The following is a 24675-nucleotide window of genomic DNA, read 5'->3' as shown; positions in this document are numbered from 1 at the left end:
GATTGGGCCTTCTATCAGTGGACGGCGCGGGCTTGGTCGGCCCAGTAGGGTTGGCGGAGTTCGCGTCGCAGGATCTTGCCCGCGGGGTTGCGCGGGATGGCCTCGACGAAGTCGACGCTCTTGGGCGCCTTGTAGCCGGCGATGTGGCGCCGAACGCGGTCGATGACCGCCTGGCCGTCGCGGGCCGCGCCGGGGCGCAGGACCACCAGGGCCTTCACGGCCTCGCCCCACCGGGCGTCGGGAACGCCGATGACGGCGGCGTCGGCGATATCGGGATCCTTGGCGAGCGCGTTCTCGACTTCGGCCGGATAGACGTTCTCGCCGCCGGACACGATCATGTCCTTCACCCGGTCGTGGATGTAGAGATAGCCGGTCTCGTCGAAGTAGCCGGCGTCGCCCGTGTAGAGCCATCCGTCGCGGATCGTGCGGGCGGTGGCGTCGGGATCGCGCCAGTAGCCCACCGTCAGCATCGGTCCGCGCGCGATCACCTCGCCCACCTCCCGCGGGGCGCAGGGCGAGCCGTCCGGACGCACCACCTGCACGCCGATGCCTGGCAGCGGGCGGCCGCAGGACAGCAGCAGACTGTCGTCGCGGTGATCGGCGGGGGCCAGCATGGTGACGGGCCCGGTCGCCTCGGTCATGCCGTAGCCCTGGGCGAAATCGCACCCGAACACGTCACGGGCCCGCTTGAGGACGGTGTCGCTGATCGGCGAGCCGCCGTAGGTGATGAGCTTCAGGGCCGAGAAGTCGCGCGCCGCGACGCCGGGCGTCTCCAGGCACATCTGGATCATGGCCGGGGCGAGGGACGCGCGCGTGACGCGTTCGCGTTCGAACAGGTCGACCACGTCGGATGGCCGGAACTGGTCGATCGTCAGGATCCGACAGCCCGAGAGCATGCCGCGCAGCACGGCGTTGAGGCCGTTGACGTGGAAAAACGGGGCAGGGGCGAAGATCGTGTCGCCGGCCTCGGCGATGCTCCAGTCCAGCCGCCCCATCGCGTCGAACGAGGCGTTGTAGTTGGCGTGGGTGAGTTGCACGCCCTTGGGCAGCCCGGTGGTGCCGCTGGTGTACATCTGGACGAACACGTCCTCGGGCGAAGCGGGCAGGTTCGGATCGTCCGAAGGCTGAGCATCGCGCCAGGCGTCGTAGGCGCCGTCGAGGGTCATGACCAGCGCCGGCGGGCGCAGCCGTCCGGCGAGTTCGGCGGCCACGTTCGCGAATTCGGGCTCGGCGAACAGGACCGCAGCCTCGCCATGGTCCAGGATGTAGCCGAGTTCGGCGGGCGCCAGACGCCAGTTCAGCGCCAGAAGCACCGTGGCCGATTTCAGCGTCCCGCCGAGGAGTTCGAGGTAGGCTGCGGAATTCTTGGATAGAACCGCGACGCGGGTCCCCGGGGCGACGCTCGCCGCGATGAGACCTTGCGCCACCTGGTTCGAACGGTGGTCGAGCGCCCCGTAGGTGATTTCCGAACCGGCGAACCGGCAGGCGACGGCGTGCGGACGCGCGCGCGCCTGCTCGCGAATGACATCGCTGAACAGCTTCATTTCGGCGTTTCCCTTCCCTGCCTTATGCGAACCGATATTCGCGTTCTGGTCAAGAGGTGTGGAAGCGCCAATCGTCGAGCCGCGGCGGGGTGCGGGGTCAGGTGTCCTGAAGCGGCGGGTCGTCCGCGAAGGCCTCGTCCGTCTCGACGCCGCAGGTCTTCAGCACCATGGCGACGAGATTGTACTGCCCGACGGTCAGAATCACGTCGATCAGCTGCGGAACGGCGTAGCGTCCGGCCAGCGCGGCCCAGGCAGCGTCCGAGATCTGCGCCGTGGCGAGCAGGTCGTCGGCGGCCTGCAGCAGGGCCCGCTCCACCTCGTCCCAACGCGCCGCCGAGGGGCCTTCCCGAACGGCCAGGATCTCGTCGTCGGAGAACCCCGCGCCGCGCGCGATCCGAACGTGCTGGGTCCAGGCATAGCCTGCCTCCCGCGCGGCGGCGACGCGCAGGATCAGAAGTTCGGTTTCGCGCAGGCTCAGGGAGGAGCGCCGCAGGACGTGGCCGATGAAGGGCGTCCAGCGCCGCAGCGCATCGGGATATCGGCCCATCGTGCGGAAGACATTGTCCAATCGCCCGTCGGGCTGCACGAACGGCTTGAGCGTGTCGCGCTGGACCTGGCTCATCTCGTCGTCGAGGACGGGCGGAATTCGCGGCCCCTTCATGCCGCCGCCCGCCGAAGGGCCGCCCCGATCGCCGCCCCGGCGCGGCGGGTGGCGTCGCGGGCTTCCGGCACCACATCGCCCAGGGCGTGCCAGACGTGGGTCATGCCCGGCCAGGCCTCGAACTCCACGGCCGCCCCGGCGGCGGCGGCCCTGGCGGCGAACCGCGCGGCGTCGTCCTTCAGCACGTCGCAATCGCCCGCGTGCAGGAACAGCGGCGGCAGGCCTTCCATGCGCCCATGAAGCGGAGAGGCATAGGGCGTGCGCGGGTCGGCGTCGCCCAGATAGCTTCGGCCCCGTTCGCGCAAAGCGCTCACGTCGATCAGGGGGTCTTGCGCGCCCTCGGCGTCGGCGAGCGAGAGGTCGGTCCACGGGCAGAGCGCCGCCACCATCGCGGGGCCCGGCCGGCCGTGGTCGCGCAGCCACATGGCCAGCGCCAGCGCGAGCCCCCCGCCGGCCGAGTCGCCGACGATGGCCACGCGATCGGGTCCGAGCCGGCCCGAGAGCCAGGTCCAGGCGCCGATCGCATCGTCCAACGCCGCGGGGTAGGGGTGCTGCGGCGCAAGCCGGTAGTCGACGCTCAGCGCCGGTGCGCCGGCGTGCCGCACGAGGCGCGAGACGAGTTCGCGATGCGAGGCCGGCGAGCCCTCGGTGTAGCCGCCGCCGTGCAGATAGAGGAAGGCGCCGCCGTCCTCGCCCATGTCGCCCGCTGTGACCCATTCCGCGGGCGCGCCCCCGGCGTCGACGGCTGTCCAGGCGACGTCAGGCGCGGGCCTCGGAAACAGGCGCGCAAGCTCGGCGGGGCGTTGGATCCCGCTGACGAGGGCGGCGAGCGCGGCGGCGTACTCTGGGCTGACCATGCGGCGACCATCCCAGAATTTGCAAAAAATGCAAACTTTGGCTCGGCTACTCGGGCTTCGGCGGCCATCCGGCGAGGCGGCGCATCTCGCGGCGGAAGATCTGGCCGGCGCGCTCCAGGGAGAAGTCGGCCTGGAAGGCCGCGTTGAACTTCATGCCGGAGTCCAGGGCCCATCCGGTGTAGGCCGCATCCTCGACGGTCAGCCCCTCGGCCACCCCCGCCCAGACGAAGAACTCGCGAAACACGTTGCGGATCTGGACGTCGTGGCCTCGCTTGATGGCGGCGAGCTTGGGGTGGTGAACCGAGACGCCGAAGATCTCCATGAGCACGCCGATGCCCGTGCTGCTCACCTTCGGGTTGGACGAGAAATAGCGGGAGAAGTCCTCGAGCCAGCGCTCCGGGTCGTCCCGCGGGATCGCGCCGATCTCGGCCAGAATCTCGGCGCTGAGCGACGAGAGGTAGTACTCGAGGATGTCTTCCTTGCTTTCGAAGTAGTAGCGCACGTGGCTGGGGGTGATCCCCGCCTCGGCGGCGATGTCGGTCAGCGAGGAGCCGGCGAAGCCCGTCTTGCGGATGCAGGCGTCGAGCGCCGCGACGATCCGCTCGCGGCGGTCCTCGCCGGCTCGGTTGGGCGTGCGCTGGTTCAAGGTCGTCCTCATCTCGGCCGCCGCCGCGCTGGCGCGAGGCGACTCCATCCGGTGCAGGTCAAAAGCACGGTTTACGGCGTCCGTCGATGCGTGGGGCGCCTCCGATCCTGGTCGTTCCCGCCGGCGCGACCTGAGGTGGAGATAGAATAACTATCAGAAAAAAAGGCGGAAATCGCTTCGCTCGAAACAAGATTTGCAAAAAATACAAAAAGTGATTGCCACATCCTTGGGCTTGGACATACTCAAGTCATCGCCGGCGCTGAGCAGCAGCCGACCGGCGGCGAGGCCGCCGGACGATGAACCGGCGCCCCACTGGAGGGAGCAGCGAATGAAATTCCTGTGGTTCCATCTGATGCCCTACATGGGCCTTCCAGAGAACTTTACGGAGAAGTACCGGAGCGTCTGGGTCGACATCGATCGAGGTCTGTTCGATCCGGTCGAAGCCCACAGGATGTACAACGACTTCCTGGATGAGATGGAGTTTGCGGCCGAGGTCGGCTTCGACGCCGTCTGCGTCAACGAACACCACGCCAACGCCTATGGCATGATGCCCTCGCCCAACATCATGGCTGCCACCATGGCGCGCCGGACGAAAGATGCGGCGATCTGCGTGCTGGGCAACTCGCTCGCGCTCTACAACCCGCCGATCCGCGTGGCGGAGGAGATGGCGCTGCTGGACTTGATCTCCGGCGGCCGTCTCATCGCCGGCTTCCCGGTCGGGAGTCCGATGGACACCTGCTACGCCTACAGCCAGAACCCCAACATGGTCCGCGACCGCTACTACGAGGCGCACGACCTGATCATGAAGGCCTGGCAGGCCGACGGTCCGTTCGACTGGAACGGCCGCTTCAACAAGATGCGCAACGTCAACGTCTGGCAGCGTCCCGTACAGGAGCCGCATCCGCCGGTGTGGATCCCCGGAGGCGGCTCGGTCGAGACGTGGGAATGGTGCGCCCGCCGCGACTACCTCTACAGCTACCTCTCGTACTTCGGGTACAAGATGGGCCGGAAGACGATGGCCGGGTACTGGGAGAAGGTTAAGGAGGTCGGCAAGGACCCCAATCCCTTCCGGGCCGGCTTCCTCCAGTTCGTCGGTGTGGCCGAGACCCGGGAAGAGGCCATCAAGCTCTACCGCGAGCCGGCGGAATACTTCTACAACCGCTGCCTCCACGTGGACCCGCGCTTCACGGGGCCGCCAGGATATCTCTCGGAAACGAGCATCCGCGCCAACCTGGGCTCCCAGGTGGCCGCCGCCGCCAACGCCGCCCAGGACCGCTACGCCGGCGTGCTGGCGACCGCAGCCAACACCATGGAGGGCTTCCTGGAGAAGGGCTACATGGTGATCGGCAGCCCCGACGAGGTGGCCGCCCAGCTTCGCGAGATGGCCGTCGAGCTCAACGTCGGCAACCTCATGGTCCTGCTTCACTACGGGAACATGAAAAAGGACGTCGCGAACTACAACACGCAGATGTTCGCCGAGAAGGTGGCGCCGCAGCTTCGCGGCCTGTTCGAGGACAAGTGGGAGAACCACTGGTGGCCCAAGCCGCTCGCCGCGGCCGAGCGCGCCTATCCGCAACCCTTCCTGGAGGCCGCCGAATGAGCACGCCCAGCGAACGCACCGTCAGCGTCAACGGTCATGCCTGCCGGGTGCTGGAGAAGGGCTCCGGTCCAGTAGTGGGCTATCTCGCCGGTCTCGTCGGCCTGCCCGCCTGGACCCCGTTCCTCGACGAACTGGCCCGCGATCACCGGGTGATCGCGCCGTCGCTGCCGGGCTTCCCCGGCGCCACGGGGCACGAGGATCTCGATCACCTGATCGACTGGGTCGCCGCGACGCTCGACCTGATCGAGGCGGCCGGCCTCGCCGGGGAGGACCTGATCGGCGCATCCCTCGGCGGCTGCCTGGCCGCGGAAGTCGCCGCGCTGTCGCCGCGAAGCGTCGGCCGCCTCGTCCTGCTGGCCCCGCTCGGGCTCTACGACGATGCCGCTCCGGTGCCGCACCTCTGGGCCAAGAAATCCGGCGAGTTGAACCAGGAACTGTGCGAGGCGCAGGACGTGCTTCAGCCGATGCTGGCCGCGCCCGAGGGGGCCGATCCGGTCGAGTGGAAGATCGAGCTCTCCAGAGCGGCGGCGGCCGGTGCGCGCCTGCTGTGGCCGATGTGCGACCTCGGGCTCGAGAAGCGCCTCCACCGCGTCGCGGCGCCCACGCTCATCCTGTGGGGCGACCGCGACCGTATCCTGGACCCGCGGGTCTATCCGGGCCGGCTGGCCCAGGGGATCCGAGGACCCGTACGCCAGGCGGTGCTGCCCGGCGCGGGCCACCTGCTAGACCTGGATCAACCCGTCGCGGCCGCGGCCGCGGTGCGCGAATTCCTGGCCGACGCCACCACCAGACAAGCCGCCTGACCTCGCGCCCGGCGGGCCAAGACAAAGAAACAATCGGGGGAAACACCATGTCGTTCTTCGACGTGCGTTCGCGGCGGCTTGCGCTGCTGGCGAGCGCGGCCGCCCTGGCGGCCACGGGGGCCTCGGCCGCGGAAGCGACCGACCAGCATGAAGCCACGGTCGAGGGGGTCGTCGTCACGGCTCAGCGCTACGAGTCCGTGCTCGAAAAGACCCCGATCGCCATCGCCGTCCTCGGCGATGAGGCGATCGAGGCCGCCAACATCGACAGTTCGATGGATCTCAGCCTGGCCGTGCCCGGCTTCGTGATGACGTCCAACATCGTCCAGGGCCAGGCCTACCTGCGTGGCATCGGCACCGACATCGCCTCGATCTCGGCCGACCCCAGCGTCGCCTTCATCCTGGACGGGGTCTATCTGCCGCGCCTGTCCACCGCCCAGCAGGACCTGTTCGATGTCCAGCGGGTCGAGGTCGTCAAAGGGCCGCAGGGCACGCTCTACGGGCGCAACGCCACCGGCGGCGTCGTCGCGATCACCTCGAAGACGCCGTCCAGCGTCTTCGAAGGGTCCGCCGACGCCCTCTATGGCAACTACGACCAGCAACGCTACCGCGCCACGATCAGCGGTCCCCTGTCGGACGGGGTGGCCGGGCGTGTCTCGGTGGTTCGCCGGTCGCGCGACGGCTTCGTCTACGACCCGATCGGCCGGCGTTCGATCGACAACGTCTCGGACTGGGCGGGTCGCGCGATGCTGACGGCCCGGCTGGGCGATAGCGGCAAGCTGACGCTCAGCGCCGACGCGACGCGATCGCGCGGGGCGCCGTCCTCGGCGATCCGGATCATCAGCGCCACGGCGCCGGCGCTGGCGTTCGGCGGTACGGTGTTGGCCGACCGCTACAAGACCAACCAGAACTTCCCCAACCAGGCCCACAACGACCAGTCGGGCGTCAGCGCCAAGATCGACTGGGCCCTGGGCGGCGTGGACGTGACGTCGATCACCGCCTACCGCGAAAGCGACTTCAAGCTGGTCCTCGACCTCGACGGCACCGAAGCCAACTGGTTCACCCACGATCCCGACCGGCAGAAATCGAAGACGTTCAGCCAGGAGCTCCAGCTCGCCGGCAAGACCGAACGGCTGCAGTGGCTCGCGGGCGCCTACTTCTTCTCCGAGGACGCCTCGGCCTCCTACAACCTGTTCCTGCCGCTCGCCGGGGTGAACCAGCGGCCCGAGGCCACGAACGAGACCCGCGCCTACGCGGTCTTCGCCCAGGGCGGCTACAGCCTGACCGACCGGCTCAAGGCCACCGTCGGCCTGCGCTACAGCTACGAGAAGAAGGACGCCTCGGTGGACCTCTTCTTCAACGGCGCAAAGGTCGGCGCCTTCGACGGCGACAAGAGCTGGGACGCGTTCACGCCGAAGTTCGGGCTGGAGTTCCAGGCCACGGACACCACCCTGATCTACGGATCGGTCACGCGGGGCTTCAAGAGCGGCGGGTTCAACTCGACCGCGATCCAGAACCCGCAGGACTTCCGGCCCGAGTACGTCTGGGCCTACGAGACGGGGCTGAAGAGCGTGCTGGCCGACGGGCGCGCGCGCATCGGGCTGACGGCCTTCTACTACGACTACACCGACCTCCAGGTGAACAAGTACGACGCCGTCAACATCGTCACCCTCGAGAACGCCGCCAACGCCAAGATCAAGGGCTTCGAGGCCGAGCTGGCGGCGCAACCGACGGACCGGTGGAACGTTTCGGCGGCCCTGACCCTGCTGGACGCGACCTACGACAAGTTCACGTCGGTCGATCCCGACAACGCCGCCGCCGGCCCCCTCGACCTCAAGGGCAACCGGCTCGTGCGCACGCCCAAGACGTCGCTGTCGCTCTCGACGGACTACACCTTCGACCTCGGCGGCGGGCTGGAGCTGACCGCGCGGGGCTCCTACGCCTACCGCAGCCGGATCTACTTCACGCCGTTCAACGCCACGGGGGTTTCCCAGAAGGGCTATGGCCTCGCCAACGCGTCGCTCGACCTGAAGCCGAGCGACGGCCCCTGGCGGGCCTCGGTGTTCGTCAAGAATCTCGGAAAGTCGTTCTATTACCAGGAGATCGCCCGCAGCGCGAACATCGTGGGCACCATCGGCTGGCCCGGCGATCCGCGGACCTACGGGGTCGAATTCGGCGTGAGCTTCTGAGCCGATGCCGATCGAAGTCCACGGATCGGTCGCCCCGGGGTTCGAGCCGGTCGCCGAGGCGTTCCGCGCCAACTTCAACCCGGCCGAGCCCGTCCCCGACATCGGCGCCAGCTTCGCTGTCGTGCGTGACGACGAGACGGTGGTCGACCTGTGGGCGGGCCATGCCGATCCGGCCCGGACGCGGCCCTGGCGCGCGGAGACGGTGACCAACGTCTTCTCCACCACCAAGGGACTCGCGGCCGCCTGCCTGGCGCGGCTCGCCTCGCTGGCCCGCCTCGACTACGAGGCACCCGTCGCCCGCTACTGGCCAGAGTTCGCCCAGGCGGGGAAGGGGACGGTCACCGTCGCCCAGGCGCTGGCCCACCAGGCCGGCGTCTCGGGCCTGCGCGAGCCGACGAGCGTCGAGGACCTGTTCGACTGGGATCTGATGGTCGACCGCATCGCCCGGGCCGAGCCCCTGTGGCCGCCTGGTTCGACCTCGGGCTACCACGCCATCACCTGGGGCTACATCGCCGGCGAACTGGTGCGGCGGGTCGACGGGCGCAGCATCGGGGCGTTCCTGCGCGAGGAGCTGGCCGGCCCGCTTGGCGCCGACGTCTTCATCGGCCTGCCGCAGTCGGAGGATGGTCGCTACGCCGTCATCGCCCGGCCGCCGGCCGAGCAGACGCAGACCCTCGCCGAGGCGAGCGAGATCCTCGCGCTCACGCTGGGCAATCCGGTGATCGAGGGCGACGCGCCCAACGACCGGGCCTGGCGCGCCGCGGAGATTCCAGCCGCTGGAGGGATGGCCAACGCCGTGGGGCTGGCGCGCTTCTACGCGCCGCTGGCCAACGGGGGCGCCTCGCGTGGGCGCAGCTACTTCACGCCGGAGGCGATCGCCCGGGCCACCGAGGTGCGGTTCGCGGGGGTCGACATGAACCTGGGCGTCGCCGTGCGTTGGGGCGCCGGCTTCTTCGGCAACAACGCCGCGCGGTGGTACGGGCCCAGCGACGCGGCCTTCGGTCATTCGGGCTGGGGCGGCTCGACGGGGTTCTTCGACCCGGAACAGCGGCTCGCGGTCGGCTTCGCGATGAACCAGATGGACGCCAACCTCAACGGCGACCCGCGCACCATCCGCCTCGTCGGCGCCCTCTACGACTGCCTGGCGCGACGCTGAGATGGCGGGGCTCTTCGACCTGACCGGCAAGACGGCGCTCGTGACCGGCGGCGCGCGCGGGATCGGACGCATGATCGCGGGCGGCCTGCTCGACGCCGGGGCGAAGGTCTACCTCACCTCCCGGCGGCCCGACGCCGCCGCCGAGGCCGCGGCCGAGCTGTCGGCGCGGGGCGAGGTGATCGGCCTGGCCAGCGACGTGTCGGACGCCGCCGCGATCCGCGCGCTCGCCGAAGACCTGGCCGGGCGCGAGCCACGCCTGGACGTGCTGGTCAACAACGCCGGCGCCACCTGGGGACAGCCGCTGGACGCCTTCGGCGAGCCGGGCTGGGACCGGGTCATGGACCTGAACCTCAAGTCGCCGTTCTTCCTGGTCCAGGCCCTGCTGCCCCTGCTGCGGGCGGCGGCGACGCCCGCCGATCCGGCCCGGATCCTCAACGTCGGCTCGGTGGACGGCCTGGCGACGTCGCGGTTCGAAAACTTCAGCTATGCGGCCAGCAAGGCCGGCCTGCATCACCTGACCCGGGTGCTGGCCGCGCGGCTGGCGCACGAGAACATCACGGTCAACGCCATCGCGCCCGGACCTTTCGAAACGCGGATGATCGCGTTCGCCCTGGAGGCCGACCGCTCGGCGGTCGAGGCCCTGACCCCCATGAACCGGCTGGGCGAACCCGACGATATCGCCGGGGCGGCGGTCTACCTCGCGAGCTGCGCCTCGGCCTATGTGACCGGCGTCGTCCTCCCCGTCGACGGTGGGATGTCCGTTGCGCCCCGGTGACGCGCGAGCGCCGCCCGGGGCGCAACGGCCCCTGATCGTCGGGCTGGGCGGGACCACCCGCGCCGGGTCCTCGACGGAGCGCCTGCTGCGGCGCGCCCTGCGCCTGGCCGAGGCCGGCGGCGCGCGGGTGGAGCTCTTCGCCGGCGACGACTTGGCGCTGCCCCACTATGCGCCCGAGCGCCCGGCCCGCGACTCGGCCGCGGCGCGCCTGGTCGAGGCCCTGCGCGCCGCCGACGGCCTGCTGATCGCCTCGCCCGGCTACCACGGGTCGATCTCGGGCCTGGTCAAGAACGCCCTCGACTATGCGGAAGACCTGCGCGGCGATCCGCGCCCCTACTTCGAGGGCCGCGCCGTGGGCTGCATCGCCGGCGCCTACGGCTGGCAGGCGGCCAACTCCACGCTCTCGGCGTTGCGGGCGGTGGTCCACGCCCTTCGCGGATGGCCGACCCCGCTGGGCGTCGCCGCCAACAGCGCTGTCCTGGCCTTCGATCCGGAGGGCGCCTGCGTCGACGACGCCCTCGACGGCCAGCTTTCCATCATGGTCGGCCAGGTGCTCTGGTTGGCCCGCGCGGCCTGACACCGGCCCGCTGGACCGCGGATGCGGGGCGCATAGACTGCGCGGGCGGGGACCTCGCGGTCAGGATGATGGTGTTGGCGTCAGAGGGCGATCGGCGGCGGCTTTTGGGTCCCCCTCCAGGGGACGCCGCGCGCCGCACCGTGCCGCGAGAGGCCGTCGAGGACCTGCTGCTGCTGTCCGGATGTCTCGATGAAGTCCGCGAGGAGCGGCGGGCCTCGGCCATGCCCGCCGTGCGCGAAGTGCTCGACGCCATGCCCGGCGAGCCCTTCGATCCCGTCGAGGTCGTCAACGGGATGATCGCCGCGGGCCTGCGAGGGGACTCCGCCTTCTGGCGCGCGCGCTACGTCGCCACGGGCCGACGTCTCGTGAGCGCCCTGTGCGGCGGCGGCGGCCATGGCCCGCCCGACATGACGGACCTGCCGCCGCAGCGGTTTCGGGTGGAAATCCAACGGACCTTCGATCTTTCCAGGGCGCCGGTGCGGCGGCTGCGGCTGCCCCTGCCGCTCGAGGGGCCGCATCTGACGGATTTGGAGGTGAAGGTGGGGGCCGGCGGGCTCGAGGTGCGGCTGACGCCGGGCCGGATGGAGGCGCTGGTCGCCGGGCCGGGACAGGACGCCGTGACGCTGTCGGCGCAGGCCGCCTTCGTCGCCCGGCCGGTTTCGCCGTATGGACTCGAAGCGGGGCCGGTTCCATCCGAGGCGTGGCTCGCTCCTGTCGAGGGCCCGATCCGCGTGACCCCGGCGGTCGCCGCCCTGGCCGACCAGCTCGCCGGCGCCCGGCGTGATCCGTTCGATGCGGTCATGGCCTTCCGGGACCACCTGCTCGACGCCATGGCCTGCGGCAGGGTCTACGCGGATGCCCTGGAGGGGGAAGCCGCCACCGACTGGGTGCTCGCCCATCGCTGGTACGACTGCCGGCTGGGCTCGGCCCTGCTCGCCGCGTTGTGCCGGGCGCGGGGGATTCCGGCGCGCCTGGTGGGGGGCTACCTGCTCTGGGAGGCTCCGAGCGAACACTACTGGATGGAGGCCTGGATCCCGGACCGGGGCTGGACCCCGTTCGATCTGCTCGCCTGGGACCTCTCGGCCGGCGGGCGGGACCGCGACTGGCGCGGCGTCTATGCCGGCGCGCTCGACTATCGCCTGACGACCCAGCAGTTCCCGCAGGTTTTCACCGGGCCGCCGGGCCCGTCGATGCGCGGGCCATGGCATCGCCTGTCCCGCATGACGGCGGGTGGAACCGAGACCCGGCTGATCTCGATCCCCGATGGCGCGCTGATCTACGCCGAGCGGCTCTCCGTCGTCAGAGCGTGAAGGCGGGGCCGTTGAAGCCCTCCACGCTCGCGCCGTCGAGGCCAAATGGGCGCAGGCCTTCGCGCAGGCCGGCCTCGCGCCGGCGCAGCAGGCCCTGGGAGATCGCCAGGCGCTCCGCCAGCAGGGCGTGGTGCTCCGCCGCGGTGCTGTTCGCGCCGTGGGTGACGTAGACGTAGAGATGCGGCTCCCCGGCCTGGGGAAACACCGCTTCCCTGGCCTGGAGTCGGACGAGAAGATCGAGGTCCTCGCCGAGCCGCGCCGTCGGCCCGGTCTCGACATACGCCGGCATCCGGTCGCGCCGGCAGAACAGCGTGCCGGGATGGCCGCCGGCCGGCGTCGCGGCCCAGTTCAGCCAATGCAGCGTCCGGGGCTCGGCCCGATAGAGCATCACGTCCTGGAGGAGGGTCGCCGCGGCGTCGGCCTGGGTCATGGCGGCCAGCTGGCGGGCGATGCGCTCCGGATGGTGGAGGTCGTCGTCGTCCCACTGGCAGATCGCCTCGCCCGTGGCATGGGCGACGCTGAGGTTGCGCAGGGCGCCGAGGCTGAGCGGGCCGTCGGGAACCACGGCGCGGATGTCGGCCCGCCCCAGGGCCGCAAGGGCCGCGACCGCGGCCGCCCGTTCGGCGGGCGGGCCCCGGTCGATCACCACGATCAGCTCGCGGTCGGCATGCGACTGGCCGATCCAGGCTCTGGCCGCCCGGATCATCATCTCCCGTCGTTCCGGCAGCGTGACCATCAGGCAGCTGACCCGCATGGTTTCTCCTTGGGCGCCGCACGCTTCGTTGCGCGGCGAGGGGATTGGCGGCAAGCATCCGCCGATGCCGCGCCTGAATATCATCGCCAAGGGCAATGGAGATGTGCGCTCCGTGCTGCATGCGCTGCATGAGGACGGCGAGGTGCGGTGGAACGGGATCAACACGATCCTGCGGCAGCGCTTTCCCGGCTGGACCGCCCGCGTCACGCACGAGACCATGACCCGGTCCGACGCGGTGCTGGCGGCGGGCCCGGAGGCGCCGGCGTCGCTGCTGGACCGCCAGCTCCCGCTGGGCCCGTTCGCGGTGGAGGGTCAGTTTCACACCCGGTTGTTCGACGGGCCGGCGGACGTGGTGGTGCTCTCGATCCAGCCGGACGTGATGAACGACCTCGTGCGCGGCCGCGCCGACGGACGCCTGTTCTATCCCTATGAGGCCCGCGCCTGGCCGGCGGCGGATCGGCGATGGCTCGGCGAGGCTTTTCTCCCCGAACCGGCGCTGGACGCCGCGCGGTCCATGGACAACCTGGCCCGGATCGTCTCGCGACTGCGTCGCGCGGGCGATCCGCAGATCCTGGTGTTCAACCTCTCCCCGGTGGTGCCGTGGGAGAGGGTGCATTGCTACCAGGGGATCGACGAGACGCTGGCCCAGCGGATCCGCCGCTTCAATCTCGCGCTGACCGAGCTGTCGGCGGAACATGGCGTCTCGATCGTCGACGTTGACGCCGTGCTGGCGCGCGCGGGCGCAGAGCGGCTGAAGGTGGACGCCGTCACGCTCAACGAGGAAGGCTGTCGGCTGGTCTGCGAGGAGGTGGTGCGGGTTCTGGAGGACCTGGGCTGCTTCGGTGATTCCGGAGCCGGCGCGTGAAGACCAGCATCGTCATACGCTCTAAGGACGAGGCGCCCCGGCTGCGCCTGGCCCTGGCGTCGCTGCAGGGCCAGGCGGGCCTCGACGAGGTGGTGGTGGTCGACGACGGGTCCCAGGACGCCACGGCCGAGGTCGTCGCGGACGCCGCGGGGCGGCTGCCGCTGGTGTCCGTCCGCCACGAGGCGCCACAGGGGCGGTCCGCCGCCTCCAACACCGGGGCCCACGCGGCTAGCGGCGATCTGCTGATCTTCCTCGACGGGGACACGCTGGCTGGCCCCGGCATGGTCGCCGCCCACATCGCCGTCCAGGCTGCGGCCGGGGATGTGGTCGGGCGGGGCGAGACGTGGAACCTGCGCTGCACGCGCTTCCTCAGCGATCCCGAGAGCGGCGTCTTCTGGCCGCACGAAGCGGCCCGGGCTGCGCGGATGGGCGAAGCGGAGCAGTCGGCGTCGCGGGTCACCCTCGCGCAGGTGCGTGACGACTTCGCCGCCATCGCGCGCCGAGCCGAGCCGGGGGTCTATCCCGGCGCCGCGCCCCGGCGGCTGCACGAGATCGAGATGGCGGCGCTCAGGGACCAGGCGGACAGCCCGCGGCTGTGGGCCGCCGCCAGCGGCAGCAACCTTTCGACCCCCCGCGATCTCTTCCTGGCGGCCGGCGGCCTCGATCCGGCGATCGACATCAACGAGCACCGCGAGCTCGCCTATCGCCTGTGCGCGGCCGGGGCGCGGCTTGCGCCGGCGGAAGGCGCCCGCAGCTATCACCTGACCCACCGCACCGGCTGGCGCGATCCGCTCCGTGACGGCGCCTGGGAAGCCGCGTTTCGGGCCCGCCACCCCGAGGCGCCGATCGACGCGCTGAAGGCGTTCTGGGTCGCGCTCGGCGAGGGCGCGGCGCCGCCCGGGTTTTTCGCGTCATGAACGGGGCCGAACCGCCACGGATCGTCGCGGCCGTCGGCGGCGAGGCCGAGCGGGCCGCCGCGATCGCCGCGGGCGAGCAGCTTTCGGCCGCGGTGGCGGCCGTGCTGGGCGCGGCATGGCCAATCCGGTTGCGCCCGATCGCTTTGGACGAGCCCGACATTCCGCCCGGGATCGTTCTGATCGCCGCGCCGCTCGCCGACTTGGCCGCCGCCGAACCGGTTGACGCCGCCGAGGCGCGATGGACCGCGCGGATCGCCCGCTATCGGGCGGCCGGCCACGATCGCATCCTGATCTGCAATCTGTTTCGCGGCGTCGGCGCCTCTGCCGGCGTGTTGGGCGGGATCGAGCGCATCCGCCGGCTCAACCGCATGGTGGTGGGGCTTTCGCATCGCCTCGGGGTCGAGATCGTCGACGTGGATCGCCTGCTGGCGCTATGCGGCGCCCGGGCCTTCGCGCGGGACCCTCGCGGCAGCCAGGCCGCGACAGCCCGGGCCGTCGGCCACGCCATCGCCGACGCCATTCTTCAGGGCGACATGGGCGGGAGCCTCGATGCGACGGTCCAGGCGCGCGCAGGCGCCGTTCACCGCCTTCGCCTCGATGTCCAGGGCCTTGTCGAACGTCCCGCGGCGCGGGTCGCCGGACCATGATTTACCGCCTGGCCATTCCGACGTCCTTTGAGGACAACACGGCGGTGCGAGTGCTCGAATGGCACGGCCAGCCGGGCGCGCGCTTCCCCGCGGGGGCGCTGATCGTCGAGGTCGAGACTCACAAGGCCCTGGTCGAGATCCGGGGCGAGCGCGACGCCGTGCTGCGCGAGATCCGCTACGGCGAGGGCGAGTGGTGCCCGCTGGGGGGCGTGCTGGCGCTGCTGAGCGACGACCCGGACGAGCCGCTCGCCGGCGCCGGCGCCGGCGCCGACTGGCCGGCCGAGTTCAGCATCGGCTGAGGTCGCGCGGGGCGAAGCCCGCCACCCCCTGCGCCTGCAGACGGCTCAGCAGTTCGGCGCGAATCTCCTGCTGCAGTTCGCCGGTGGCATGGGTGGCGTCGGGCAGGTGCGCGGCGATCCCGAGGTCGGCCGCGATCGCGTCGGCGTCGACGAGTTCCACGTTCGGGGCCGCGGCGAGGTCGTGCAGCATCAGGTTGAGGTCCTGGGCGCGCAGGCCGGCCAACTGGGCCATCGTTGCGTCGTCGAGGCCCTCGTAGCTTTGGATCGCCTCGTTCAGGTGGCTGGATATGCGGTTGATGAGGATGAAAGCCCGGCCGGGTGCGGCCTCGATCAGCTTGCGGTACTGGCCCGCGATGTCGCCGATCGTCTGGAAGCAGGATTCGAAGTCGCGTCGCAGCCAGTCGCGCACGGCCTGGCCGGCGCCCTGCAGGCGGTAGGCATAGATGTTGAGCACATAGCCCAGCCGGCGATGGCGCAGCAGTTGCTGGCCTTCCCCCACCAGCGACAGGCAGAGCGCGGAGGCGGGCGACGAGCGCCGCAGGCCGGAGCGGGTCAGGAGGTCGTATCGTTCGTCCAGCGGCGCCGGCTCCAGGCCCTTCAGCAGGGCGCCCACGAACAGCCAGCCTGCGACGCTCGGCGCCGGCCCCGTCTCGAGCAGGCTGCGCATGGCGTCCTCGCGGATCGCGTCCGCCTGTTCGCGGGTGCAGGCGTTCTGCTGGTTGAGGATAGCCGCGCAAGGCGCCAGCGGCTCGCCCTGGGTCATCACGACCTGGGCCGGGCCCCGGAGGACGTCGAACAGGCCGCCGAACGATCCGTCGTCGCCGCGGATCAGTCCGTCCTGCTGGCAGGTCCCGGGGACCAGCAGCGTTCCTTCGTCGCCGTCGCCCCACCAGGCGCGCCTGCGGTTGTGCCACCCGGTCAGGAACCCGGCCCGATCCTCCGCGACCCCGGTGAACCGGCGTCCGGCCACGAACAGCAGGTCTGGCTCCTCGGGGCCTTCGGCGCCGGACACGGGATCCAGATGCGCCCACACGGTCTGCGGCGCCCAGGGGAGGCTTGGGATGCGGTCGAGAAGTCCGCCCGGCGAGACGTCCGGCGCGCGCCGCACATGGCCCGCCACGCGCGGCGCGAGCGCCACCTGCAGGTCGGCGACTTCATCGGCGAAGGCGCGGTTCGCGCCGCCAAGGCCGATGTTGCAGAAGGCCACGATCTCGTTGGGCCGGCACAGGTGGCCGTCCTCACAGAGCCAGCGGAGCCCCGAGCGCCGAACCGACAGGCCTTCGCCGCCCAGCGGCCCCAACCGGAGCGGCATGGCCGTCATGGGGCCGGGGCCCACCAGTCGTCGTGCTGCAAGACCGTGGCGACCGTGACCCGCGCCTCGCGAGCCGGCGGCTCCGGCGGCGTGTCCGGGCCGGTCGAGAGCAGGGCGAGCGCGTCGGCGGCGGCGACCACGGATCCGGCCTCGACCGGAAGGCGGCGGACCCAGGCGTCCTCGCGCAGGACGAGCCGGCAGGTGGAGACCGGCGGGCAATCGCGCGCCACGCCGGCGCTCAGATCCAGGGTGAGGTCCAGAAGCCGCTGACCCTTGGTGAGCCGTTCGCCTTCTGAAACGTAGATGCGCTCCACCCGGATCGACGCATGTGGCGAACTGAAGGTCGGGGTCGAGACGGCGAGCCACATGCTGGCAATCTGCCATGTGTCCGAATACGGCGACAGGCTCCACGAAGCGGCCGGCGGCTCGCCGCGCAAAATGCGGTCAGGATGGCGCCATGCGAGATCGTCCGCCGCGCGCTGACGCGAGAGGCAGGCGCGACTCGGACGGGGCGGCCTCGGACGCCGCGCCTAGCGCGACAGGCGGAGGGCCGCCCCGCGCTAGGCCGGCGCGGCGCCGCCCAGGGCCTTGTAGATCGCCACAACGTCGGTGTTCGCCGCGGTCTGCGCCGCGGCCAGGCCGTCCTCGGCCTCCAGGCGGTTCCGCTCGGCGTCCAGCACGCGCAGGAAGTCGATGCGGCCTTCCTTGTAGCGGATGTGGGCCAGTTCGGCGGCCCGGCGCGAGGCGGCCACCTGCTGGGACAGGCTGACCACCTGGGCCTGGCGTTCGCGATAGGCCACCAGGGCGTTCTGGAGGTCCTCGACCGCGCGCAGCACGGTCTGCTCGTAGACCGCCAGGGCGGCGTCGCCGCGGGCCTCGCTCGCCCGCAGCCGCGCCTCGGCGCCGCCCAGGTCGAGGCCCGGCCAGGTGAGGGCCGGGCTCACCGACCAGGCCCGGCTGCCGCTCTTGAACAGCCCGCCCAGGTCGCCCGACAGGAAGCCCACGAAGCCGGTCACGCTGAGCCGCGGGAAGAGGTCGGCCGTGGCCACGCCCGTCCGCTCGGTCGCCGCCGCCAGCCGCCGCTCGGCGGCCTGCACGTCGGGCCGGCGGCGCAGGAACCGCGCCGCGTCGCCGATCGGGATGGCGGTGGGCTCGGCCTGGCTCGGGGCGGCCGGCGCGGCCAACTCGGCGTCGAGCGCGCCGGGCCGCTCGCCCAGGAGCACGGCGAGGCGGTGGGCGGCCTGGGCCTCGGCCGCCCGCAGGGCCGGGATCTGCGCCTCGGTGGCGTTCAGCCGCGCCCGGGCGCTCTCCACGTCCACGGGATCGCCCGTCCCGACGTCGAAGCGGACCTTGGTGAGCCGCAGGGTGTCGCGCTGGGTGTCGGCGTTCTGCTCGGCGACCGTCCGGCGCACCTGGGCGCCGCGCAGCACGAGGTAGTTGCGCGCCACTTCGGCGGCGATGGTGACCTGGGTGTCGCGCAGGTCGGCCCGGGCGGCGTCGGCGTCGGCGCGCGCGGCGTTCACCCCGTGGCGGACCCGGCCGAAGAGGTCGATCTCCCAGGCCGCGTCGAAGCCGACGTCGGCCTGTTCCTGCCGGACCCGCTCGCCCGTGAAGCCCGGCTTCTGGGCCTCGCCACGGGCGTAGGCGCCGGAGGTCGTGACGCGCGGGAGGCGGTCGAGACGCGTGTCCTCGAACAGGGCCCGGGCCTCGCGCACCCGGTCCACGGCGATGCGCACGTCCAGGTTGGCGGCCAGCGCCCGGGCGATCAGGGCGTCGAGCTCAGGATCGCCGAACGCCTTCCACCAGTCGGCTTCCGCCGCGGCGGCGGTGACGTTCGGATGCGCGGCGGCCAGCGCCACCGGCGCTTGCGCCGGCGCCTCGTACTTCGGGCCCACCGCGCAGGCGGCCAGGGTGGCGGCCGAGGCGGCGGCCAGCAGGAGACGCGGGATGTTGTTCCTCATGACGAACCTCCTCGAGGCAGGTCACTCCGCCGCGAGCCGCAGGGGCTCGCCGTCGGAGGTCGGTTGATGGGAAGGCGCCTCGCCGCCCGCCTTGCGGCCGGTCAGCCGACGGATGGTCCAGTAGAAGGCCGGCGTGAACACGAGGCCGAACAGGGTCACGCCCAGCATCCCGGAGAACACGGCCACGCCGATGGCGCGGCGCATCTCCGAGCCGGCGCCGGTGGAGACCGCCAGCGGGGCGACGCCCATCACGAAGGCCAGCGAGGTCATCAGGATGGGCCGCAGGCGCAGCCGGGCGGCCGCCAGGATCGCCTGGACCAGGCTGTCGCCGGCCGCCTCCCGCTCGCGGGCGAACTCCACGATCAGGATGGCGTTCTTGCACGCCAGCCCCACCAGCACGATCAGCCCGATCTGGGTGAAGACGTTGTTGTCGCCGTGGGTGAGCTGCACGCCCACCAGGGCCGAGAGCAGCACCATGGGCACGATCAGGATGACCACCAGCGGCAGCGTCCAGCTTTCGTACTGGGCCACCAGCACCAGGAAGGCCAGCAGCACGCAGAGCGGGAAGACGTAGACCGCCGTATTGCCCGCCAGGATCTGCTGGTAGGTCAGCTCGGTCCATTCGAAGGACATGCCGTTCGGCAGCTCCGAGCGGACGATGGCCTCCAGGCGCTTCTGGGCCTCGCCGGTCGAATGGCCGGCGGACGGCCCGCCGTTGATCTCGGCGGTGAGGACCCCGTTGTAGTGCGCGGTCCGCTCCGGCCCGGTGGTCTGGCTCAGGGTGAGGAACGCGCCCAGCGGGATCATCTGGCCATCGGCGTTGCGGGTCTGCAGGCGCAGGATGTCGTCCGGTTGCAGCCGGAAGCGCTGGTCGGCCTGGGCGTAGACCGGATAGGTCCGGCCGAAGCGGTTGAAGTCGTTGACGTACAGCGAGCCCAGATAGACCTGCATGGTCTGGAAGAGGTCGCCCAGCGCCACGCCCTGGGCGCGGGCCTTCTCGCGGTCGATGTCCGCGTGGATCTTCGGCACGCCCACCTGGTAGGACGAGAAGACGCCGGCGAGCACCGGATCCTGCGAGGCGCGGGCCACGATCCGCTGGGTGGCGTCGTAGAGCGCCTTGGGCCCCAGGTTGGCGTGGTCCTCGATCTGCATCCGGAAGCCGCCGATGGTGCCCAGGCCCTGGACGGGCGGCGGCGGGAAGACCGCGATCGTCGCCTCCGGAATCCCGCCGTACTTGCCGTTGAGCTCGGCGGCGATGGCGTTGGCCGACAACGACTTGCCCGTCCGCTTGTCGAAGGCGTCCAGGGTCAGGAAGACTGCGCCGGCGTTGGGGCTGTTGACGAGGCCGTTCACCGAGAGGCCCGGGAAGGCCACGGCGTGGGTGATCCCCGGCGTCTTCAGGGCGATGTCGCTCATCTCGCGGATCACGCCTTCGGTGCGGTCGATGGTGGCCGCGTCCGGCAGTTGGGCCACGGCCACGAGGTAGAGCTTGTCCTGCTGGGGCACGAAGCCGGTGGGCGTGCGCGCGAAGGAGACCACCGTCAGGGCGATCAGCACGCCGTAGATGGCCAGCGCGATCGACGAGCGGCCCAGCATGCGCGAGACCCCGCCGACGTACGAGTTCGACATCCAGGCGAACGCCCGGTTGAAGGGCCGGAAGAGCCAGCCCAGCGCCCCTTCGATCAGGCGCTCGAAGCGGTCCTTCGGAGCGTCGTGCGGCTTCAGCAGCACCGCGGCCAGGGCCGGCGACAGCGTCAGGGAGTTGAACGCCGAGATCACAGTGGAGATGGCGATGGTCAGGGCGAACTGGCGGTAGAACTGGCCGGTCAGGCCGGTAATGAAGGCGGTGGGTACGAAGACCGCGCACAGCACCAGGGCGGTCGAGACGATCGGCCCGGTCACCTCCTTCATGGCGCGGCGGGTGGCGTCCATCGGCGAGAGGCCGAGCCCGATGTTCCGCTCGACGTTCTCCACCACCACGATGGCGTCGTCGACGACGATGCCGATCGCCAGCACCAGCCCGAACAGCGTCAGGGCGTTGAGGCCGAAGCCCAGGCCCAGCATGACCGCGAAGGTCCCCACCAGGCTCACGGGCGCCGCCGCCAGCGGGATGATCGAGGCGCGCCAGTTCTGCAGGAACAGCACGACCACCAGCACGACGAGGATCAGGGCCTCGAAGAGGGTGTGCACGACGGCGTTGATGCTCTCGTGCACGAAGACCGTGGTGTTGTAGACGATGTGGTACTGGACCCCCTGCGGGAAGTCCTTGCTGAGCGCCTTCATGGTCTTCTCGACCTCTTGGGCGGTCTTCAGGGCGTTGGTGCCCGGGCGCTGGAAGATCGGGATCGCCACGGCGGGCTGGTTGTCGAGCAGGGCGCGCAGCGCATAGCTGTCCGAGCCCAGCTCGACGCGGGCCACGTCGCGAAGATGGGTCAGCTCGCCGTTCTCGCCGGCGCGGATCACCACGTCGGAGAACTGCTCGGCGCTTTCGAGCCGGCCCTGGGCGTTGATCGAGATCTGGAAGCCCGCCTGGCCGGGCGCGGGCGGCGCGCCGACCTGGCCGGCCGCCACCTGGACGTTCTGCTCGCGCAGGGCGGCGACCACGTCGCCGGGGGTCAGCCCGCGGGACGCCAGCTTCTCCGGATCGAGCCAGACGCGCATGGCGTAGGGGCCCTCGCCGAACATCTGCACGTCGCCGACGCCGTAGCCGCGGGCCAGCTCGTCCTTCACGTGGAGCTGGGCGTAGCTGGCCAGATAGAGCTGGTCGTAGCGCGGATCGGCCGACGTCAGGTGCACCACCTCGACGAGGTCGGGGGAGGACTTGGTCGTGGTGACGCCCACGCGCTGGACCTCGGCGGGCAGCTTGGCCAGCACCTGGCTGACGCGGTTCTGCACGAGCTGCTGGGCCTTGTCGGGGTCGACCCCCAGGGCGAAGGTCACCGTCAGCGCCATGGCGCCGTCGGGCGTCGACTGCGACGACTGGTAGAGCATGCCCTCGACGCCGTTGATCGACTGCTCCAGGGGCGCGGCCACGGTCTCGGCGATCACCGCCGGATCGGCCCCGGGATAGCTCGTGCGCACCACCACCGTCGGCGGCACGACCTCCGGATATTCGGCGATGGGCAGGGCCGGCAGGGCGATGAGCCCGGCCACGAAGATGATGATCGACAGCACCACCGCGAAGCGCGGGCGGCTGACGAAGAAGTCCGAGAAGGTCATGGGACGCGCCCCAGCGTTCGGGTGAGCGGAAGGCTGCGGACGCCGCGCGGGCGGTCGTCCGTCGAGCCGGTCGGGTTGGAATTGGTGGGTGAGGCGGCGCTAGCCGTCGGGTTGCAGCGCGGCGAGCTGGGCGGTGCTGACCGGCGCGGCGGCGACCTTGGGCGTGACCCGGTCGCCGGGCTTCACCTTCTGCAGGCCCGCGACGACGATGCGGTCGCCGGGATTGAGGCCCTCGGTGACGATCCGCAGCTCGCCCACGGCGCGGCCCAGCTCCACCGAGCGGTACTGGACCTTGTCGCCCGACCCCAGCACCAGCACGAAGTGCTTGCCCAGATCGACGCCAAGGGCGGCCTCCGGCACCACGGCCACCGACCGGGCCTTGTCGCTGACGAGGCGGACGCGGGCGAACAGTCCCGGGGTGAACGATCCGTCGGCGTTGTCGAAGATGGCGCGCCCGCTGATGGTGCCGCTCTTGGCGTCCACCGCGTTGTCGATGAACTGCAGGCGTCCGCGGTGCGGATAGCCGTCCTCGGTCATCAAGCCCATGTAGACGGGATTGTCCCCGCCGCGCTGGGCCGCCGCGTACTTCAGATAGGTCTGCTCGTCGGTGCTGAACGCGGCGTAGATTGGGGAATCCGACACCACGGTCGTCAGCACGTCGGGCGGCGAGACGAGGTTCCCGCGCGTGATCATCGCCTTCGAGACCCGCCCGTCGATGGGCGAGACGACGCGCGTGAAGCTGAGGTTCAGCTCGGCGGCGCGCAGGGCGGCCTGGGCGGCGCCAACGTCGGCCCTCGCCGCCTTCGCTTCCGAGGTGAGGCGTTCAGCCTCCTCGCGGGCGATGGCCTCCTGGGCCAGCAGCCGCTCGCCGCGGCCGGCGTCGGCGACGGCGAGGTCGGCCTGGGCCCTGGCGCGTTCGGCCTGGGCGCGCAGCCGGTCCACCTCGGCCTGGAACGGCCGCGGGTCGATCTGGAACAGCACCTGCCCCTTCTTCACCCGCGCGCCCTCCGCGAACGGCGCGGCGACGATCTCGCCGGACACGCGCGGGTGCAGCTCGACGTGGTCCACCGGCTCCAGGCGGCCGGTGAAGTCGTCCCACTCGCGAAGCGACTTGAAGGCGACGGGGGCCACCTCCACGACGGGCGGCGGCGCGGCGGGGGCGGAGGTTTCGGCCTGGGCGGTGCAGCCGGCGATCACCAGCGCCGCCAGCAGGGCCGCGGCCCTGCCGAAGGATTGGGGGGACATGAAACGCTCTCCAGGGGGAAGGCGTCGCGCCACGACGCCGTTATCTACCGATCGGTATAGATATTGGGGGCGCTCGTCGGATTTTCAATACCGATCGATATATATATTTTTGCAGTGCGAAGTTTGCGGTGCGGAATCAGCGCCCGGGCCAGACCGCCAGGGTCGTGGCCTTCAACTGCTCCAGCTCCTGGATGGAGGCGCCGGCGCCGGCCTGGATGCAGAGACCCTGAAGGACGGCCGAGAGATACTGCTTCAGTCCTTCAGCCGTTACGTGATCGGGGAAATCACCCTCGGCGCGGGCGCGTTCGAAGCGGGCGAGCAGGGCCGCATCGGATGAGGCGCGTCGCTCGAGCACTTCCTGGCGTATGGATTCGGCCTCGGTGCCGCAAGCTGTGGAGCTGATCACGCCCAGACATCCGCGAGGATCGGAACCTGTCTGCATATCGATGGCGCCTTGCAGAAGGTGCTCGGCGACGCCGCGGGCGGTCTTGGCCTTGAGCGCTTCGCCCACATAGGCCTGCTTGTCCCGCTCGTAGAGGTCGAGGGCCTTCTTGAAGAGCTCTTCCTTGTTGCCGAAGGCGGCGTAGAGGCTGGGCCGGGTGATGCCCATCGCCTTGGTGAGATCTGTCATGGAAGCGCCCTCGTATCCGAGAGTCCAGAAGACCCGGAGCGCGGCGGCCAGGGCGACGTCAACGTCGAACTCCCGAGGCCGCCCGCGGTGCGAGGTTTGCGCTTCGATTTCCATACCGCACGATATGTAATGCGCGGACCTGCGAAGTCCAGGCCCGCAAGGCCGCGGAGGGCCTCGGCCAATCTCCCTGGAGCTGGGCGATTCGGGGCTCGGAATTCGGGTCGCGGGCGCCACGCACGGGCGCTTCGCGAGATTCCGACCCTCTGCGAAGCGGTTAGAATCTGCTTCCTGTGTGCTTCCTGCGACCGGACTTGGCATTTCATGGCGGTCAAGCCGCCATGCCAGATCCTTGTAGGAATTGAGAAATAATGGTGCCGCCGGGCAGGATTGAACTGCCGACCTCAGCCTTACCAAGGATGCGCTCTACCACTGAGCTACGGCGGCGAAGGCGGGGGCTATAGCGGTCGCGGGCCGCGACGTGAAGCCCCAAATCGAACGAACGGCGCTTGACGGACGAGGCCGCTCGCCGCACCTCCCACCCATGGCCGACGAAAAAGAGGCGGACGACGACGCGCGCGCGTCGAAGGAAGAAAAGCTCGCGCAGGCCCTGCGCGCCAATCTGCGCCGGCGCAAGGCGGCGGGGCCGGGCGGGTCTGCACGGAAGCCTCAACAGAAGACCTCGGACTGACGACTTTGCGCGGGCGAAACTG

Annotated in this window: 23 protein-coding genes and 1 tRNA gene; 12 read left to right on the top strand and 12 right to left on the bottom strand. The window is 70.8% G+C overall.

Annotation, left to right across the window (positions count from 1 at the left end; all coding sequences use genetic code 11):
• Window positions 1–14 precede the first annotated feature (14 nt).
• From GC203_RS02985 to GC203_RS02970, 4 genes are all read right to left on the bottom strand, one after another.
• Window positions 15–1544: a long-chain-fatty-acid--CoA ligase gene (locus GC203_RS02985; protein WP_293451175.1), complete on the bottom strand. Its 1530-nt coding sequence runs from the start codon at window positions 1542–1544 to the stop codon at window positions 15–17.
• A 97-nt stretch (window positions 1545–1641) separates the two neighbouring features.
• Window positions 1642–2205 (bottom strand): carboxymuconolactone decarboxylase family protein, encoded by a 564-nt coding sequence (locus GC203_RS02980; protein ID WP_293451173.1) that lies wholly within the window; start codon window positions 2203–2205, stop codon window positions 1642–1644.
• Entirely contained in the window at window positions 2202–3062 is an 861-nt protein-coding gene (locus tag GC203_RS02975; RefSeq protein ID WP_293451171.1) for an alpha/beta hydrolase fold domain-containing protein, read from the bottom strand. Before GC203_RS02975 ends, GC203_RS02980 begins: the two co-directional genes overlap by 4 nt.
• Before the next feature lie 46 nt (window positions 3063–3108).
• The gene (locus tag GC203_RS02970; RefSeq protein ID WP_293451169.1) at window positions 3109–3720 is read right to left on the bottom strand and encodes a TetR/AcrR family transcriptional regulator; all 612 of its coding nucleotides are present in this window, start codon (window positions 3718–3720) and stop codon (window positions 3109–3111) included.
• A 316-nt stretch (window positions 3721–4036) separates the two neighbouring features.
• Here GC203_RS02970 and GC203_RS02965 point away from each other — a divergent pair, with 316 nt between their 5' ends.
• The 7 genes from GC203_RS02965 to GC203_RS02935 all read left to right on the top strand — a co-directional run bounded on the left by GC203_RS02965 (window position 4037) and on the right by GC203_RS02935 (window position 12115).
• Window positions 4037–5308 carry an LLM class flavin-dependent oxidoreductase gene (locus GC203_RS02965; protein ID WP_293451167.1) on the top strand — a complete coding sequence of 424 codons (1272 nt, stop codon included), beginning with the start codon at window positions 4037–4039 and terminating at the stop codon, window positions 5306–5308.
• Window positions 5305–6111, top strand: coding sequence for an alpha/beta fold hydrolase (locus GC203_RS02960; protein ID WP_293451165.1), 807 nt, complete (start codon window positions 5305–5307; stop codon window positions 6109–6111). The genes GC203_RS02965 and GC203_RS02960 overlap by 4 nt, the downstream gene beginning before the upstream one ends.
• A 47-nt stretch (window positions 6112–6158) precedes the next feature.
• Window positions 6159–8297, top strand: coding sequence for a TonB-dependent receptor (locus GC203_RS02955; RefSeq protein WP_293451163.1), 2139 nt, complete (start codon window positions 6159–6161; stop codon window positions 8295–8297).
• Window positions 8298–8301: 4 nt separating this feature from the next.
• Entirely contained in the window at window positions 8302–9453 is a 1152-nt protein-coding gene (locus GC203_RS02950; RefSeq protein WP_293451161.1) for a serine hydrolase domain-containing protein, read from the top strand.
• A gap of 1 nt (window position 9454) precedes the next feature.
• Window positions 9455–10228, top strand: coding sequence for an SDR family oxidoreductase (locus GC203_RS02945; protein WP_293451159.1), 774 nt, complete (start codon window positions 9455–9457; stop codon window positions 10226–10228).
• Window positions 10215–10805: an NADPH-dependent FMN reductase gene (locus tag GC203_RS02940; RefSeq protein WP_293451157.1), complete on the top strand. Its 591-nt coding sequence runs from the start codon at window positions 10215–10217 to the stop codon at window positions 10803–10805. The genes GC203_RS02945 and GC203_RS02940 overlap by 14 nt, the downstream gene beginning before the upstream one ends.
• 140 nt (window positions 10806–10945) lie before the next feature.
• Window positions 10946–12115: a transglutaminase-like domain-containing protein gene (locus tag GC203_RS02935; protein ID WP_293451155.1), complete on the top strand. Its 1170-nt coding sequence runs from the start codon at window positions 10946–10948 to the stop codon at window positions 12113–12115.
• Here the strand turns inward: GC203_RS02935 and GC203_RS02930 are convergent.
• Window positions 12105–12869 carry a glycosyltransferase family A protein gene (locus GC203_RS02930; RefSeq protein ID WP_293451153.1) on the bottom strand — a complete coding sequence of 255 codons (765 nt, stop codon included), beginning with the start codon at window positions 12867–12869 and terminating at the stop codon, window positions 12105–12107. The genes GC203_RS02935 and GC203_RS02930 overlap by 11 nt on opposite strands.
• A 64-nt stretch (window positions 12870–12933) precedes the next feature.
• Between GC203_RS02930 and GC203_RS02925 the strand changes: the two genes are divergently transcribed.
• The 4 genes from GC203_RS02925 to GC203_RS02910 are packed head-to-tail and all read left to right on the top strand — an operon-like array spanning window position 12934 to window position 15597.
• Window positions 12934–13734: an SGNH/GDSL hydrolase family protein gene (locus tag GC203_RS02925; protein WP_293451151.1), complete on the top strand. Its 801-nt coding sequence runs from the start codon at window positions 12934–12936 to the stop codon at window positions 13732–13734.
• Window positions 13731–14651, top strand: coding sequence for a glycosyltransferase family 2 protein (locus tag GC203_RS02920; RefSeq protein WP_293451149.1), 921 nt, complete (start codon window positions 13731–13733; stop codon window positions 14649–14651). Before GC203_RS02925 ends, GC203_RS02920 begins: the two co-directional genes overlap by 4 nt.
• Window positions 14648–15298: a hypothetical protein gene (locus GC203_RS02915; protein WP_293451147.1), complete on the top strand. Its 651-nt coding sequence runs from the start codon at window positions 14648–14650 to the stop codon at window positions 15296–15298. The genes GC203_RS02920 and GC203_RS02915 overlap by 4 nt, the downstream gene beginning before the upstream one ends.
• Complete coding sequence (locus tag GC203_RS02910) at window positions 15295–15597, top strand: lipoyl domain-containing protein (RefSeq protein WP_293451145.1); 303 nt, start codon at window positions 15295–15297, stop codon at window positions 15595–15597. Before GC203_RS02915 ends, GC203_RS02910 begins: the two co-directional genes overlap by 4 nt.
• Here the strand turns inward: GC203_RS02910 and GC203_RS02905 are convergent.
• The 7 genes from GC203_RS02905 to GC203_RS02875 form a co-directional block, all read right to left on the bottom strand.
• Entirely contained in the window at window positions 15584–16909 is a 1326-nt protein-coding gene (locus GC203_RS02905) for a hypothetical protein (protein ID WP_293451143.1), read from the bottom strand. The two genes, GC203_RS02910 and GC203_RS02905, sit on opposite strands and share 14 nt — an antisense overlap.
• A 5-nt stretch (window positions 16910–16914) precedes the next feature.
• Window positions 16915–17277: a hypothetical protein gene (locus GC203_RS02900; protein WP_293451141.1), complete on the bottom strand. Its 363-nt coding sequence runs from the start codon at window positions 17275–17277 to the stop codon at window positions 16915–16917.
• Window positions 17278–17469: 192 nt separating this feature from the next.
• On the bottom strand, window positions 17470–18870 hold the full coding sequence (locus tag GC203_RS02895; protein WP_293451139.1) for an efflux transporter outer membrane subunit: 1401 nt from the start codon (window positions 18868–18870) through the stop codon (window positions 17470–17472).
• A gap of 21 nt (window positions 18871–18891) precedes the next feature.
• A complete protein-coding gene (locus GC203_RS02890; protein ID WP_293451137.1) occupies window positions 18892–22089 on the bottom strand; it encodes a multidrug efflux RND transporter permease subunit in 3198 nt (1065 codons plus the stop codon).
• Window positions 22090–22188: 99 nt separating this feature from the next.
• Window positions 22189–23334 carry an efflux RND transporter periplasmic adaptor subunit gene (locus tag GC203_RS02885; protein WP_293451135.1) on the bottom strand — a complete coding sequence of 382 codons (1146 nt, stop codon included), beginning with the start codon at window positions 23332–23334 and terminating at the stop codon, window positions 22189–22191.
• A gap of 136 nt (window positions 23335–23470) precedes the next feature.
• Window positions 23471–24079, bottom strand: coding sequence for a TetR/AcrR family transcriptional regulator (locus GC203_RS02880; protein ID WP_293451133.1), 609 nt, complete (start codon window positions 24077–24079; stop codon window positions 23471–23473).
• A gap of 255 nt (window positions 24080–24334) precedes the next feature.
• Window positions 24335–24409: transfer RNA gene (locus GC203_RS02875), tRNA-Thr, on the bottom strand.
• 97 nt (window positions 24410–24506) lie between these two features.
• Here GC203_RS02875 and GC203_RS02870 point away from each other — a divergent pair.
• Window positions 24507–24653, top strand: a complete 147-nt coding sequence (locus GC203_RS02870) for a hypothetical protein (RefSeq protein WP_293451131.1) — start codon at window positions 24507–24509, stop codon at window positions 24651–24653.
• Window positions 24654–24675 lie beyond the last annotated feature (22 nt).

This window comes from Phenylobacterium sp., assembly GCF_016124325.1.
Lineage (GTDB): Bacteria > Pseudomonadota > Alphaproteobacteria > Caulobacterales > Caulobacteraceae > Phenylobacterium.
Note: the sequence above shows the minus strand (reverse complement) of the source record. Positions and strands in the feature narration are given on the sequence as shown.

Excerpts from the sequence above, each read along its gene's own strand:
- GC203_RS02985 (WP_293451175.1), bottom strand. The coding sequence starts at position 1,544 with ATGAAGCTGTTCAGCGATGTCATTCGCGAGCAGGCGCGCGCGCGTCCG.
- GC203_RS02980 (WP_293451173.1), bottom strand. The coding sequence starts at position 2,205 with ATGAAGGGGCCGCGAATTCCGCCCGTCCTCGACGACGAGATGAGCCAG.
- GC203_RS02975 (WP_293451171.1), bottom strand. The coding sequence starts at position 3,062 with ATGGTCAGCCCAGAGTACGCCGCCGCGCTCGCCGCCCTCGTCAGCGGG.
- GC203_RS02970 (WP_293451169.1), bottom strand. The coding sequence starts at position 3,720 with ATGAGGACGACCTTGAACCAGCGCACGCCCAACCGAGCCGGCGAGGAC.
- GC203_RS02965 (WP_293451167.1), top strand. The coding sequence starts at position 4,037 with ATGAAATTCCTGTGGTTCCATCTGATGCCCTACATGGGCCTTCCAGAG.
- GC203_RS02960 (WP_293451165.1), top strand. The coding sequence starts at position 5,305 with ATGAGCACGCCCAGCGAACGCACCGTCAGCGTCAACGGTCATGCCTGC.
- GC203_RS02955 (WP_293451163.1), top strand. The coding sequence starts at position 6,159 with ATGTCGTTCTTCGACGTGCGTTCGCGGCGGCTTGCGCTGCTGGCGAGC.
- GC203_RS02950 (WP_293451161.1), top strand. The coding sequence starts at position 8,302 with ATGCCGATCGAAGTCCACGGATCGGTCGCCCCGGGGTTCGAGCCGGTC.
- GC203_RS02945 (WP_293451159.1), top strand. The coding sequence starts at position 9,455 with ATGGCGGGGCTCTTCGACCTGACCGGCAAGACGGCGCTCGTGACCGGC.
- GC203_RS02930 (WP_293451153.1), bottom strand. The coding sequence starts at position 12,869 with ATGCGGGTCAGCTGCCTGATGGTCACGCTGCCGGAACGACGGGAGATG.
- GC203_RS02925 (WP_293451151.1), top strand. The coding sequence starts at position 12,934 with ATGCCGCGCCTGAATATCATCGCCAAGGGCAATGGAGATGTGCGCTCC.
- GC203_RS02915 (WP_293451147.1), top strand. The coding sequence starts at position 14,648 with ATGAACGGGGCCGAACCGCCACGGATCGTCGCGGCCGTCGGCGGCGAG.
- GC203_RS02910 (WP_293451145.1), top strand. The coding sequence starts at position 15,295 with ATGATTTACCGCCTGGCCATTCCGACGTCCTTTGAGGACAACACGGCG.
- GC203_RS02905 (WP_293451143.1), bottom strand. The coding sequence starts at position 16,909 with ATGCCGCTCCGGTTGGGGCCGCTGGGCGGCGAAGGCCTGTCGGTTCGG.
- GC203_RS02900 (WP_293451141.1), bottom strand. The coding sequence starts at position 17,277 with ATGTGGCTCGCCGTCTCGACCCCGACCTTCAGTTCGCCACATGCGTCG.
- GC203_RS02895 (WP_293451139.1), bottom strand. The coding sequence starts at position 18,870 with ATGAGGAACAACATCCCGCGTCTCCTGCTGGCCGCCGCCTCGGCCGCC.
- GC203_RS02890 (WP_293451137.1), bottom strand. The coding sequence starts at position 22,089 with ATGACCTTCTCGGACTTCTTCGTCAGCCGCCCGCGCTTCGCGGTGGTG.
- GC203_RS02885 (WP_293451135.1), bottom strand. The coding sequence starts at position 23,334 with ATGTCCCCCCAATCCTTCGGCAGGGCCGCGGCCCTGCTGGCGGCGCTG.
- GC203_RS02880 (WP_293451133.1), bottom strand. The coding sequence starts at position 24,079 with ATGGAAATCGAAGCGCAAACCTCGCACCGCGGGCGGCCTCGGGAGTTC.
- GC203_RS02870 (WP_293451131.1), top strand. The coding sequence starts at position 24,507 with ATGGCCGACGAAAAAGAGGCGGACGACGACGCGCGCGCGTCGAAGGAA.